The sequence below is a fragment of the Bacillus sp. ISO11 genome (assembly GCF_003458115.1).
Lineage (GTDB): Bacteria > Bacillota > Bacilli > Bacillales > Bacillaceae_G > Bacillus_A > Bacillus_A cereus.
In genome coordinates, this window is record NZ_QXCO01000001.1 from 269064 (window position 1) to 283357 (window position 14294).

Here is a 14294-nt window from a genome sequence, read left to right on the forward strand (position 1 = left end):
CTTATTTACTCCCGACTACATCTGAAAAGCTCTTTTCCTGCTCTGCATATATAACCGGCACTTCTTTACTCCAATATTTGCGATTAACAAATAAAAAGATAAGTACTAAGTTTAATCCTGTTATAAAAATAATAAGTCCAGGAAAGAATGTCGTATAATTTGAGAAATCGGCAAAACTCATAATTTTTTCTCTACTTATTAGAAAAGACGCACCTATTACAAATGCATTGTTTAACATATGTATTGCAATTGGCATGAGTAAACTTTTCGTACGAATATATACGATTGACAATACGATGCTGAATATGGCTGCACCGAGGAAATCAACATGTAACAACGCAAACAATATTGCTACAACGATGGTCGCTATGCTCGTTCCCCATTTTGTTGCAAAACGTTGAAGTAAAAATCCGCGAAAAACAAATTCCCCGATAATTGGTGCGATGAATACGACCCTAATGACTTGAGATACATATCCCCCAGTACTATCTACAATTGGTTCATGCAGGGCGTTCATAATAAAGTCCGGTGTAATCCATGCAAAACTATACATATACAAAATAAGATACCCGTAACTAAACATGCATAACATAACCGTAATGTATAAAACTTGTACCAAGTTAAATGTTTCATTTTTATTAACAAATAATGAAAATGAAATGTGGTGCTTTCTATACTCATAAGAAATCCATACCATCGGAAGGATATAGAATATAAGGATATTTATAAAAGAAGAATTTTGTATATGAAATATACTTGTTAGCAAATCGCCACTACTTCTCGCTATTAAAATTAATAGTGCAAATACAATTAAAAAATATCTAGCTCGCATCACTTGAAACGGGTTCACACTCATCTCCTCCCCTATGTTACTTTTATCATATCATTTGATTCTTAATTTTTTGCGAAAGAAAACCTTAAAATTTCCTTAAAAATTCCATAAGTTACAAAATGATGATATGATATTCGAGAAAATTAGGAGGGATGTTTATGTACCAAGCAAATATTTTACTCGTTGATGATGAAACAGCAATTTTACAATTACTAACTACCATTCTTGAAAAAGAAGGCTTTTCTCATATTACAACTGCAACATCAGCTGAAATGGCTTTATCTCTAACTAAGCAAAACAATTACGATTTAATTATTTTAGATGTAATGCTTCCTGGACAATCTGGTTTTGATATTTGTCCAATCATTCGCCAACAAACAGATTGTCCAATTTTCTTCCTATCAGCAAAAGCATCTGATTTAGATAAAATATCCGGATTTTCATACGGTGCAGATGATTATATTACGAAACCATTTAATCCATTAGAAGTAGTAGCACGTATGAAAGCACAGCTTCGGAGACATATGAAACAAACCGTACCACACGAACAAAAACCACACTCAATTTCATTTGGAAGATTTGAAATTGATCAGCACTCTGCAGAACTAACAGTAGATGGGCACATTGTCGAATGTTCTGCTCAACTCTTTCAACTACTACTCTTCTTTTGCGAGAATCCGAACTACGTATTTTCGAAAGAGGAAATATATGAAAAAGTTTGGGGAGCACCTGCCTATAATGGCGATGACAACACTGTTATGGTCCACATTCGAAAACTACGTGAAAAAATTGAACACGATCCAAGTAAACCAGAATATATAAAAACCGTTCGCGGGCTTGGTTATAAGTTCGTTACAAAGTAGGGTGACGATATGAATTTTAATAAACGACTTATTATTCAATTTATCATGCAACACGTTTTTGTTTTAGTTACATTACTTATCGCTGTAGTTGCTGCTTTTACTTATTTAATTTTTCTTCTTACTAGTACTTTATACGAACCTAACATTCCGGATTCTGATAGTTTTACAATTTCAAGATACATCTCTTCAGAAGATGGGCATATTTCGTTACAATCTGAAGTGCAAGATTTAATAAAGGAGAAAAATGATTGGCTCCAAGTTGTAGATGAAAACGGAAAAATCCTCTACCACTTTAATACACCAAATGATGTTCCGGATGCTTATACGAAGACATCTTTAGTCGCATATATACAGCATCATATCGAAAGCAATTATAAATTTACATATTGGGAAATTGAATTAGAAGAAAAGAAAGCACTTGTTATTTATGGTGGTATGTTAAAAAGCAATGCGTTACTGACAGCAATTCAAAAGGAGCATTCCTCTTTAACGATGGATTCGTTCGCATTAACAGATCAAGAAAAACAGTTACTGTCTAAAGAAAAAGCAACACTTCAAATATTTAATCAAAATGGCGAAGAGGTTTTTTCCTATCCAACTGGAAAGAAAAAAACATTTTCAGCAATACAAATTGCCCTTAATGAAAAAGAACCGTGGAATCATAAAGAAAACACGTCTAGCTTTTACGATGCAAATAGTGGCAACCTTCTCGTTGTAACTGCAAAAAATGAGCACTACTATCCAGATGACGAAATTGAAGATGTATTTACTAAGAAGTTTCTCATCGGATGCGGATTAATCCTTCTTATCGTATTTGTTTATTTAGTCATTCTTTCTATTTGGTACGGTAATAAATTCGGGAAACCGTTATTACATGCGATGCGCTGGCTTAAAAATATCGCTGGTGGAAAGTATGAAGAACCTATTAGTAAAAAAGGAAAACCCGTCAGGTTCCGGCGATCTGGTAAAGAAAAATGGTCATTCCGTTTGTTTAGAGATGTAACAAGTTCACTAGAACACCTTTCTATTACACTCAAAAAAAATGATGCGATGAGGCAAGTCCTCCAGCAAACACGAGAAGAATGGATTACCGGTCTAACACACGACTTAAAAACACCACTTAGCTCTATATATGGCTACGCACTATTACTCGAATCGCATCAATATAACTGGACTGATCGTGATATTCAGCAATTTGGTAGTGTTATGAAAGAGAAATCTCAATATATGACGACATTAATTGATGATTTAAGCTTAACGTATCAATTAAAAAATAACAGCCTTCCTGCCCAACACGTAAACGTTGAAATCAATCAGTTCGTCCAAAAAGTATTATTGCAATTTATTAACAATCCAACACTTCAAAATCAAAATATTGAATTCGTACCGAGCTCAAATAAAATTCAATATTTCATTGAAGAAAAATGGTTCCAGCGTATTATCGAAAACTTACTAGTAAATGCTGTAAAACATAATAACGAAACAACTACTGTCATCGTAAAATTATCACAAAACGCTAATTCCTTTACACTCTCCATTTCAGATGATGGAAAAGGAATGGATGAAAAAACGAAAGAACTTCTATTCGAACGATATTACCGCGGAACAAACACAGAAGAAAGCAACATCGGAACTGGACTTGGCCTAGCCATTACAAAACAGCTCGTTCATGCTCATAACGGGACAATTTCCGTTGATAGTGCACTCGGAAAAGGAACGACGATTATTCTTGTGTTTCCGTTTCGTTCGTAGGAAAGACGCTATGTGGCGTCTTTTTTTCTTTTCTGGGAGAGTTTTGCGGTAATTGAAATTATGCAGATCGTTTTTTTGGGATGTTTTAGCGGTATATGAAATTATATCAGCGATTTTTTGAATATATCAGCGCAACTCGAATTATATCAGCGATTTTCTAGATATATCGACTTACCGACAAAAACCGACAATACTAACCTACTTCCCTACTATACAAAGTAAAAATAAAACTATTAACAAATACATTTCTAAACTGTTATACTATAAATAGAAGTATAAACTAACTAAGTTTTGCATAAAATGAAGTAGACGAGGTGCTTCCAACACCCCGTCACTGCAACTAATTACCGTAAGATGGAAGGTTGCAACTAAAGCTTATTTGCGCTTAGAAGACTTCCCACGCTTCGCAGGCAGACGGGTGGTCTTCTTTTTGCGCTTTTTTTGCCGTTAATTTCTTAAATCCCAAAACTATACCTTCTCTAGCTATAGTTTTTGTGATTTCCAACAAAATTTGCAAAAGAAATTCCATACGATTACACCTCCTTTCTTCACCAAATGAAGAAAGGGCATAACCTTCCACCCGCAATATTTAATTGCTATTTTATTTTACCATTTTCATATGTATTACAGATAAAACAATACAAATTTAACAATCCACTTATAAAAAAAGCGAACCATCTCCCAATGATTCGCTCTTACCTTATTATTTTTTCTTCACCGGTATCCAAAGCTCTACTTGTGCAAACTCACTCTTATCTTCGTGGCAACGCTCATCGTACAGTTCAAACTCTGTAACTCCGCAATGTTCATACCCTGAATGCGGGAACCATTCTGAGAATACTGCATTCCAAGTTTGGTGAATAGACGATACCATTTCTTTATGAGGAACTTTCGGCGTTGTAAATACTGCATATGTTGCTGCAGGGAAAGTACGCTTTGCAATTTCATTTGGTACATTTTCAAAGTCTGTAACTTCCATTCCAATAATATAAGTGAAGTCCCCTGTTTCTAAATTAAAATCAGTACATAATCCAAGCTCTACCCATTGGCTCGTATCTTTACGATTCGGAATCGTTGTTCCAAGATCTTTTTGTAAATATTCTTGCCAAAATGCTGGGATGTCTTGATGGTTCTTCCCCTCTTTACTTGTCGTCTTCAGTTCATAACCTGCCATTAAAAATTCTGGTTTATTTACAATACGATATTCCATTTGTATGCCTCCTAAATACGGATTTAATTTTCTTTGCTTTACATTCACTCTGTAATACATCGGTGTTTCGATTTCTTGTTTTCGATATTCACTCGGTGTCATTTGAAATAATTTCTTAAAGGCTCTCGTGAACGTTTCGTGAGATTGAAAGCCATGCTCAAATGCGATATCAATAACTTTTTCATCCGTATGAGAAAGTTGATAAGCTGCCCGGGCTAACCTCCTCTTTCGAACATACTCCATTACTGTATCACCTACTAACGCCTGAAATACACGATGAAAATGCGACTCAGAAAAACCTGCAATACGTGCTAAATTACGCAGCGTTTGTTTTTCCATTACATCTTCCTCAATATAATCAATTGACCTTTGAATTTGTGTTTCATAGCTTTCCATCTCTGTTCACCCGCCTTATATGTATTATGATAAAAGAGAATCCTATCCAATTCTTGACGTTTTTTACTATAATTCCATAAAAAATTGTAACTTTTTTATATGTATTTCGTTGTTATGTATGAAGGGAGGGAAATGTAGTGAAACGCAAACAATCATTAGAAGACATTTACTCCGAGCATATGCAAGATTTATTTCGCTATCTTCTCTCCCTAACCGGAGATTCCCACTATGCGGAAGATCTCATGCAAGAAACCTTTTACCGAATGCTCGTCCATATTGATTATTATAAAGGAGAAGAAATTAGGCCATGGTTATTTACAATTGCCTACAATGCCTTTATCGATTGGTATCGAAAAGAAAAAAAGTATAACACAACTACAGTGGAAGAATTCCATTTACCAAACGTGCCAAGTACAGAACATGAATATTTCGTAAAACATGAGATTGCTAGTTGGTTAGAAAGTTTATCCATTCTTCCGCTCGAACGACGAAATGCCCTGCTACTACGAGATTACTATGGATTCTCCTATAAGGAAATAGCAGAAATGACTGGTCTCTCATTAGCAAAAGTGAAAATTGAATTACACAGGGGACGAAAAGAAATAAAAAGCATAAAGGAGTGATACAGATGGGCTGTACAGAATTTAAAAAACTATGGAAGAAGTATGAAACCGGAACGCTCACGCATGATGAACAAGAACTGTTAGAAAGTCATATTGAGTCTTGTGAAGAGTGTGAAGCTTACTTAGATGAGCTGTTAACAAAGACAGAACCAATTAAGAAAAAGTTACCTCCAAAAGATCTTAAAATTCCTTTTTGGAGAATTAAGTGGAAACATCGTTTACAAACGTTTGGTTTTATATTATCAATTTGCATCGTTATCTATATAATCGGCGGGGTATTATCAGCCTTTTATTTTCAAGCTAATAATGATAAAAGGCTAAAAGAAATTAGAGAGGTTCCTTCTCTTGCACTTGAAGCAACTATCCCAAATAGCCGCGTTATGGGAGGCGGAACAAGTGTAGAAGCTTTTTTCCGTACGAATAGCCAATTTGATTTAGTAAGAACCGTCGGTAAAAAAGAAATGCCCCTCGGTACAATAGAAACAAAAAGCTTCTTATCATCTGTAGATATCACGAAGCAAACTTGGATGAATCCGTTCTATCAACCAAAACTCTTCTTTGTTCATCCAAAAACAGAGCAGGGTGATTATTTAAAGGATTCATCAAAAAAAGTATGGGATACACTTGCAAAAGTACATGATGGAACCGTTGCAGAAGTAGCAATTTCTTTTGATAAAGCTTACACTTTAAAAGAATTAGAACCGCTTTTATATAGCATATTCAAGGCACAAGAACTCCCTCCAACTCCTGTATGGTACGCTTTAGATACAGGACAAGAAAGAAAAAATGTAGATGACTATATCCTACATGGCGGAGAAGCTATAGGGTTTCCAGAACATGTAAGATTCCTCGATAATGAAACTGACGGGCAGAAAACGCAAGAAGACAAAGTAACCGAAATGATGCGCGTCCTTTCTATCCATAAAAAAACGGTAAGCAAAATAGCAGCGCTTTCTGAGAAAGAACTAAACTTAGATAAACGTTATCAATATGTAAAGGATAACGGTGTAAAAGTATACGGAATTGTTATTACTGGCCCATCGAAAGAGTTATTAAAATTACAAAACTCCCCGCACGTACGTTATGCGACTCTTGGAGATATTGAGATTTGGAATTGGTTTGATCATTAATAAAAAAGAAGTAGCGCTCTAAAAAAGATGCGCTACTTCTTTTTTATTCCGAAATCAATTTCACATACATCCCTCTCACCGCTTTTTCATAAGCAATATCACTCATCTGTCTTATGTTTTCTGACACAACAGACGACTGAACGATTTTCCCTTCACGAAGTAACGGCGGATCAATAAGACGCACTTTATTTTTCTGATGTAAATCAAAATCGTTTCTATCTTCTTTTACTTTTACATTTCGATGAACTTTGCTTAATAAAGCTTCTACTTCGGGGTCATTACATTGTTGCAATTTCGAAATAAGCTCCTCATCTTCAAGAAGAAAATCATCTGCATGAATAATCCTTTTATGAAGAGCTACCTTTAACGTTTTCGCTAACATATCATTTCCGTAAATATTCATTGGTTCCATAAAGAAATCGATTACTTCCTTGTAATACGTTTCTGTAAACCATTCTGCCATTTCGACACTTTGAACAACCATTTTCCCATCTACAGCGATGACATCTTCTAAAAAACTGTAAACTTCTTCTAAAGAAACATACCCATATGTATACATATCTCGTAATGTATAATCCACTCTGTCTGCGCATAATTCTGGTGCTGACCTTTCGAGTAACGTCCATTTCGAATCATCTAACAAAATATCTTCATAGTTATAACCATACTTCGCAAGAATCGCTGGAATTTCTGAGTTTTTCACAACAGAACTAAATATCTCTTCATGATAACTTTCATCTTCATTATCAAAAACGTAATCAATCACATGAGAAAAAGCAGTATGTGATACGTCATGTAGTAAACTAGCGATCTGTTCTTCTACTGAACCACCTAGTTTTTTCACTAATAACATAACACCAACTGAATGATCAAAGCGCGTTACATTCCATTTCTCGTTCATTAAGTAACTTGCGCCTGCTTGATGAATTCCCTTTAGTCTTTGCATAGACTTACTTGAAATTAATTCTTCTACTACTTGATCCACTTCAAATTCTCCGTATAGTACATCTGATATGATCACTTACAATCCCCCTTTATTTTAATCGAGTCTTATAATCTTATCTCTTTTATGAAATTAGCACCAACATAAATATTTATTGTTATTTGTTTTTATTTAAAAAAATAGAGAGCCATCAGCTCTCTATTTCATAACCCCTATTCAAATGTAACTTCTACCTGCACAATTTCCGACCTACTACCAAGTCTAAGCGGTGGTCCCCAGAATCCAAATCCAGAAGAAACAATTGCGTGGAACGCGCCTTTTTGTGCGTATCCCCAGTCTAGCTCGTACATTCTTCTCGTTACAATATGATTGGGCGCCATTTGTCCGCGGTGTGTATGACCGGATAATAATAAATCTACACCTGCCGCTGCTGCTTGTTTCAACTCAAATGGCTGGTGATCCATTGCGATAACAGGCATCGATTTATCTACCGTACTCATTAATTGTTCAAAGCTTTGACGATCTCGCTCTGTTTTATCTCTTCTTCCAACGAGATAAAAGTCATCTTCAATTGTAATTACTTCATCTAAAAGAATACGAATATCAATCTTATCCATCTCTTGTAAAAACTCCGGAACCGCTCTACCGTAGTATTCATGGTTTCCTAATACGCCATATACGCCTAATGGTGCTTTCATTTGTTTCATGATTGGTCCCATATTCTTTTGAATGAACACACCTGGATGATCATCGATAATATCACCTGGTAGCAAAATAATATCGGGCTCCATCTCATTTACATGACGAACAAGTCTTTTTAAATGCGAAACGCCAGACAGTTTACCGAAATGCATATCAGAAGCCATCGCCATGCGTAAACTTTTACGCCCCTCTACCTTTTTCGGTATGTGCACCTCGTACTTTCTTACTACCGGACTATACGCATTAAATACTCCATACGCAAAGATAAAGATAAATGCAGCTATCACAGCCGCCCCTGTCCAAATAATTGCCGCTTCTTTCTCTACTGAAAACTGTAAAAGAAAGACCATAATATTAGCTAATGGCAACAGCATAAGCGCATATTGTATAACTGCAAACCAAATCGAACCTATTGTTCGCAGAAATGGCAAAAACTTAAACACTTGCACGAGAATGTACGCATATGAAATAAATGCAACTATGAAAGCATAATATCCCCAAGATTCCCAGCCAAATACCGCATGAAGCCAAACCCATCCGTTCCAGCCGATGTAAAACATAAGTAGTGTGTATATAATTAATATGGTAAATATATTGAGATAACGAAGATTCTTCACAGCCAGCCTCCTTATTGATTTCTTCTATTATAACTTGTTATGCACTTATAACGTAAATATTAAGCACTTCAATCTTCAGAATAAGAACATTGATAAACATATTGTCTTAAAATTTTTAAGAACGGCTGTAATGGACATTTTTGAGTCTTAAGTGTTGGATGAAATTCTATTATCTTTATCCTTCAAAACTCATCTATGCAATTATGCATAACCATCCATTCCGTTTTATTTTCATGTTACGATATAAATGTAATACGACATATATCGACAAAAATAAAAGGAAGTGATTGTATGAAACGTTCTAAAACATACTTAAAATGTTTAGCATTATCCGCTGTTTTTGCTAGTAGCGCTGTAACTCTTTCAACACCTGCTGCTTATGCTCAAACAACATCGCAAGTTGTAACAGATATCGGGCAAAATGCAAAAACACATACGAGCTATAATACATTTAATAATGATCAAGCTGATAATATGACAATGTCTTTAAAGGTAACTTTTATCGATGACCCAAGCGCTGATAAACAGATTGCCGTTATTAATACAACTGGTAGTTTTCTAAAAGCAAATCCTACTATAAGTGATGCACCTATTGATAACTACCCAATCCCTGGCGCTAGTGCAACATTACGTTATCCTTCACAATATGATGTTGCATTTAACCTTCAAGATAACAGCGCTCGTTTCTTTAACGTAGCACCTACAAATGCTGTAGAAGAAACGACTGTAACATCTAGCGTATCTTATCAACTTGGTGGCTCTGTTAAAGCTTCTGTAACGCCTAATGGCCCTAGCGGTGAAGCTGGTGCAACTGGTCAAGTAACTTGGTCGGACTCTGTAAGCTATAAACAAACTAGTTATAAAACAAATTTAATTGACCAAACAAACAAAAACGTAAAATGGAACGTATTCTTTAACGGATATAACAATCAAAACTGGGGTATTTACACACGTGATTCCTACCATTCTTTATACGGAAACCAACTGTTTATGTACTCTCGCACATACCTATATGAATCTGATGCAAAAGGTAATTTAATACCGATGGATCAACTTCCAGCATTAACAAATAGTGGTTTCTCTCCTGGTATGATTGCTGTTGTTATCTCTGAAAAAAATACAGATCAATCTAACTTACAAGTCGCTTATACAAAACACGCCGACGACTACCAACTTCGTCCAGGCTACACATTCGGAACTGCAAACTGGGTTGGAAACAACGTAAAAGACGTTGATCAAAAAACATTTAATAAATTGTTCACACTAGATTGGAAGAATAAGAAATTAGTAGAGAAAAAATAAAGAAAACCGAACCTCCATTTAGATGATGGTTCGGTTTTTATTTAAATTACAAAATCCTCCGGAATAAACACTTTCACTTCTTTCGGCTGTACGTATACGAAATCACCCGCTTGAATGTTCAGCTGTTTGAACTGTTCTTTCGTAATTTCTGCTTCTAAATATTCATCTGTTTCGTCTCGTTTTAATTCTACATATACGACAGGTCCGACTGCGTGAGAATAAGATACTTTTGCCGGGATTGCATCTACGCTTTGTTTCGTACGAGAGATTGATAAGTCATGCGGCCTTACGTAGGCTATTCCGTCTACGTTGGAAACGTGCTTATGCTCTGGTGCTTCTAGTTCGACCGATCCTACATTTAGCTTTCCTTTATGAACGCGGCCGTGAAATAAATTTACATTTCCTAAAAAGTCATATACAAACGGACTTGCTGGGTTTTCATATACTTCTTCCGGTGTTCCCATTTGTTCAATGCAGCCTTCATTCATTACAACAATACGGTCTGCAACGTCTAACGCTTCTTCTTGGTCATGCGTTACGAATACGCTCGTAATTTGAAATTCGTCATGTAATTTTCGGAGCCATCTTCGTAATTCTTTTCTCACCTTTGCATCGAGTGCACCGAACGGTTCATCAAGTAATAAAATTTTCGGTTCGACTGCAAGTGCCCGGGCTAGTGCAATACGTTGACGTTGTCCACCAGATAATTGCGCTGGATAACGTTTAGCAAAGCCATCCATTTTTACGAGCTTTAATAATTCTGTTACCTTTTCTTCTATCGCTTCTGCTGACGGTCTTAAGCTTTTCTTTCTTACTTTTAAACCGAAAGCGACATTCTCAAATACATTCATATGTTTAAAGAGCGCATAGTGCTGAAAGACGAAACCGACTTGCCTGTTTTTCACGTGAATGTCTGTTAAATCTTCTCCATCAAATGAAATAGAACCTCCATCCGCTTCTTCTAATCCTGCAATAATGCGTAATAACGTCGTTTTCCCAGAACCTGACGGGCCTAATAAGGCAACAAGTTCACCTTTTGGAATATCCAAATGAATGTCTGTTAGTGCTTGAAATGTACCATATTGCTTTGATACACCTTGAATTTGAATACTCACCGTAATCCCCCTCTTATTGGCGTTTTTCCATTCGCCATTCAATCCAGTTTTTTATAATGAGTGTAAACACTGCAATTAATGACATTAACGTCGCTACTGCAAATGCTGCTGAAAATTGATATTCATTGTACAAAATTTCAATATGGAGCGGCATCGTGTTCGTAATGCCACGCACGTGACCTGATACGACAGAAACGGCTCCAAACTCACCGATAGCACGGGCATTACATAGAATCATGCCGTATAAAAGACCCCATTTTATATTTGGAAGCGTAACGCGCCAAAACATTTTCCAGCCACTTGCGCCAAGTGATAAAGCTGCCTCTTCTTCACTTTTCCCTTGCGCCTGCATAACCGGAATTAATTCACGTGCAACGAACGGGAAGGTTACAAAGATTGTTGCGATAATAATGCCTGGTACAGAGAAAATGAGTTTCACTCCATGTTCAAGTAACCATTCGCCAAGAGCACCCCTCGGTGTGAAAAGTAAGACGAATACTAATCCTGCGATAACTGGTGACACAGCAAACGGCAGTTCAATAAGAGAGAGTAATACTTGTTTTCCTTTAAACTGAAACTTTGTAATAAGCCACGCGGCCGCTACCCCAAATATCGTATTAAGCGGCACAACGATTAACGCAACGAGAAGCGTTAATCTAATTGCTGAAAATGCTTCTTGATCGGTAATAGCGGCAATGTATACATCCATCCCTCTTTCAAAGGCTTTTAGAAAAATAGTTATGAGTGGCAGTAATAGAAAGAGAGATAAAAATAAAACTGTAATCGTAATTAATACGCCTGGTACAAGCTTAGATTCTTTTTTAGCTGATACGCTTTTTACTATTTTCTTTTCTAATAATGTTGGTTCCATTTTCTCTCCTCCTATTCACTTTTTAGTTCATGCCTTCTACTCCAGCTTTGAATCATATTAATAAGAAGAAGGAAAAGGAGGGAAATAATAAGCATCACGGTCGCTACAGCTGTTGCCCCCGCGTAATCATATTGTTCTAGTTTCGTCATAATCATCAGTGGTGCAATTTCTGTTTTCATCGGCATATTACCTGCGATGAAAACGACAGATCCGTATTCTCCTAATGCTCTTGCAAATGCGAGTGAAAAACCGGCAAGAAGAGCGGGAAAGATTTCTGGTAAAATGATTTTCACAAATATTTGTAAGCGGGATGCACCTAAACTCGAAGCTGCCTCTTCTACTTCTTTATCAATATTTTGCAGCACTGGTTGCACCATTCGAACGACAAATGGTAAACCGATAAAAGTAAGCGCAACGATAATTCCGAGTGGTGTAAAAGCTACTTTTATATGAAACAGACTAAATATTTTCCCAATCCATCCATTTTCCGCATAAAGCGTTGTAAGTGTAATACCAGCTACAGCTGTCGGAAGTGCAAACGGTAAATCAATGAGTCCATCTAATAGTCTTTTTCCTGGAAATTTGTAGCGTACGAGCACCCATGCTATTAATAAACCGAAAATGGCATTTACAATAGCAGCTGCAAATGAAGTTGTAAAACTAACTTGATAGGAATGCAACACACGCTCGTTCGTTATAACCCCAGCGAACTTCTTCCAACCTAACTGTGAAGTTTGAATAAATACGATAGAAAGTGGTATAAGTACGAATAAACTCATGTACAACATTGTAAATCCAAGCGATAATCCAAACCCTGGTAAAACACGTTTCTTCCTCATCCTCTTTCACCTCATCCCCCTTTAGCAGTACGCATTATTTTTGATAAATTTTATCGAATACGCCGCCGTCATTAAAATGTTTCTCCTGCGCTTTTTTCCAGCCACCAAATAGTTCATCTACTGTAAATAATTGAACTTTCGGAAATTGAGATGTATATTTTTCTGCTACTTTTTCATTACGTGGACGATAAAAGTTTTTTGCCGCAATTTCCTGTCCTTTTTCTGAGTACAAATATTCAAGATACCCTTCTGCTACTTTTTTCGTTCCTTTTTTATCAACGACTTTATCTACAACCGCTACTGGTGGTTCTGCAAGTACACTAATAGAAGGGGTTACAATTTCAAATTTATCTTTTCCAAGCTCTTTTTGGGATAATAACGCTTCATTTTCCCATGCGATTAATACGTCACCAATTCCTTTTTCAACAAATGTTGTCGTTGCTCCGCGCGCTCCTGAATCTAATACTTCTACGTTTTTATAAATTTGGCTAACAAACTCTTTCGCCTTATCTTCACTATTATTATATTTTTTCAGTGCGTATCCCCACGCCGCTAAATAGTTCCAACGTGCCCCGCCTGATGTTTTTGGGTTTGGTGTAATGACAGACACACCTTTTTTCGTTAAATCATCCCAGTCTTTAATACCTTTCGGGTTTCCTTTTCGAACAAGAAATACAATTGTTGACGTGTATGGAGTGGAATTATTCGCAAGTCGCTTCTGCCAATCTTCTGCTAATTGTTTTTTCTTACTAATCGCATCAATATCATAAGCAAGTGCTAGTGTAACAACGTCTGCTTCTAAGCCATCAATAACAGAGCGCGCTTGACTTCCAGATCCCCCGTGTGATTGTTTTACATTTACTGTTTGCCCGTGCTTCTCTTTCCAATACTTCGCAAAATCTTTATTGAAATCTTGATATAACTCCCTCGTTGGATCATAAGAAACATTTAAAAGCTCAACTGTTTTTTTATCTCCACTTCCTTCAGAATTACTAGTGGATGTTGCCGAACCACACCCTGATAAAAGTACAACTGCTGATAATAAAACACCTGTACTTTTCATAAACGCTGTCTTACCCCACTTTTTCATCGTTAAGCC

The 14294-nt window shown here is 36.4% G+C and carries 14 protein-coding genes and 1 pseudogene; 6 read left to right on the forward strand and 9 right to left on the reverse strand.

Going from position 1 to position 14294, the window contains the following annotated elements; all coding sequences use genetic code 11:
- Position 1: 1 nt before the first annotated feature.
- Positions 2–850 (reverse strand): CPBP family intramembrane glutamic endopeptidase, encoded by an 849-nt coding sequence (locus tag D1166_RS01440; protein WP_001067985.1) that lies wholly within the window; start codon positions 848–850, stop codon positions 2–4.
- 140 nt (positions 851–990) lie between these two features.
- Here D1166_RS01440 and D1166_RS01445 point away from each other — a divergent pair, with 140 nt between their 5' ends.
- Together D1166_RS01445 and D1166_RS01450 are read left to right on the forward strand one after the other, a co-directional pair.
- Positions 991–1695 carry a response regulator transcription factor gene (locus D1166_RS01445; RefSeq protein WP_000283870.1) on the forward strand — a complete coding sequence of 235 codons (705 nt, stop codon included), beginning with the start codon at positions 991–993 and terminating at the stop codon, positions 1693–1695.
- Positions 1696–1704: 9 nt separating this feature from the next.
- Entirely contained in the window at positions 1705–3447 is a 1743-nt protein-coding gene (locus tag D1166_RS01450; RefSeq protein ID WP_097855568.1) for a sensor histidine kinase, read from the forward strand.
- 385 nt (positions 3448–3832) lie between these two features.
- Here the strand turns inward: D1166_RS01450 and D1166_RS31120 are convergent, their stop codons facing one another.
- Positions 3833–3976 (reverse strand): hypothetical protein, encoded by a 144-nt coding sequence (locus D1166_RS31120; RefSeq protein ID WP_009327236.1) that lies wholly within the window; start codon positions 3974–3976, stop codon positions 3833–3835.
- Between the two features lie 174 nt (positions 3977–4150).
- Complete coding sequence (locus tag D1166_RS01455) at positions 4151–5053, reverse strand: AraC family transcriptional regulator (protein ID WP_097855567.1); 903 nt, start codon at positions 5051–5053, stop codon at positions 4151–4153.
- A 137-nt stretch (positions 5054–5190) separates the two neighbouring features.
- On the opposite strand from D1166_RS01455, the gene D1166_RS01465 reads away from it, so the two are divergent.
- Both D1166_RS01465 and D1166_RS01470 read left to right on the forward strand, forming a co-directional pair.
- The gene (locus D1166_RS01465; protein ID WP_097855566.1) at positions 5191–5676 is read left to right on the forward strand and encodes an RNA polymerase sigma factor; all 486 of its coding nucleotides are present in this window, start codon (positions 5191–5193) and stop codon (positions 5674–5676) included.
- A gap of 5 nt (positions 5677–5681) precedes the next feature.
- Positions 5682–6806, forward strand: a complete 1125-nt coding sequence (locus D1166_RS01470) for an anti-sigma factor (RefSeq protein WP_097855565.1) — start codon at positions 5682–5684, stop codon at positions 6804–6806.
- 43 nt (positions 6807–6849) lie between these two features.
- Here the strand turns inward: D1166_RS01470 and D1166_RS01475 are convergent, their stop codons facing one another.
- Together D1166_RS01475 and D1166_RS01480 are read right to left on the reverse strand one after the other, a co-directional pair.
- A complete protein-coding gene (locus D1166_RS01475) occupies positions 6850–7827 on the reverse strand; it encodes an HD domain-containing protein (RefSeq protein WP_097855564.1) in 978 nt (325 codons plus the stop codon).
- A 134-nt stretch (positions 7828–7961) separates the two neighbouring features.
- Positions 7962–9068 (reverse strand): metallophosphoesterase, encoded by a 1107-nt coding sequence (locus D1166_RS01480; protein ID WP_097855563.1) that lies wholly within the window; start codon positions 9066–9068, stop codon positions 7962–7964.
- A gap of 34 nt (positions 9069–9102) precedes the next feature.
- On the opposite strand from D1166_RS01480, the pseudogene D1166_RS32105 reads away from it, so the two are divergent.
- A pseudogene (locus tag D1166_RS32105) lies at positions 9103–9216 on the forward strand (TetR family transcriptional regulator); the annotation flags it as partial.
- 143 nt (positions 9217–9359) lie between these two features.
- Positions 9360–10370: a beta-channel forming cytolysin CytK2 gene (cytK2, locus tag D1166_RS01490; RefSeq protein ID WP_000830629.1), complete on the forward strand. Its 1011-nt coding sequence runs from the start codon at positions 9360–9362 to the stop codon at positions 10368–10370.
- 41 nt (positions 10371–10411) lie between these two features.
- Here the strand turns inward: cytK2 and D1166_RS01495 are convergent, their stop codons facing one another.
- Genes D1166_RS01495 through D1166_RS01510 form a run of 4 tightly spaced genes read right to left on the reverse strand, consistent with a single transcriptional unit; the run spans position 10412 to position 14285 of the window.
- Positions 10412–11485, reverse strand: a complete 1074-nt coding sequence (locus D1166_RS01495; RefSeq protein ID WP_016513149.1) for a sulfate/molybdate ABC transporter ATP-binding protein — start codon at positions 11483–11485, stop codon at positions 10412–10414.
- A 13-nt stretch (positions 11486–11498) separates the two neighbouring features.
- A complete protein-coding gene (gene cysW, locus D1166_RS01500) occupies positions 11499–12356 on the reverse strand; it encodes a sulfate ABC transporter permease subunit CysW (RefSeq protein ID WP_097855562.1) in 858 nt (285 codons plus the stop codon).
- An 11-nt stretch (positions 12357–12367) separates the two neighbouring features.
- Complete coding sequence (gene cysT / locus D1166_RS01505) at positions 12368–13195, reverse strand: sulfate ABC transporter permease subunit CysT (protein WP_001227879.1); 828 nt, start codon at positions 13193–13195, stop codon at positions 12368–12370.
- A gap of 34 nt (positions 13196–13229) precedes the next feature.
- Positions 13230–14285, reverse strand: a complete 1056-nt coding sequence (locus tag D1166_RS01510) for a sulfate ABC transporter substrate-binding protein (protein ID WP_000758703.1) — start codon at positions 14283–14285, stop codon at positions 13230–13232.
- Positions 14286–14294 lie beyond the last annotated feature (9 nt).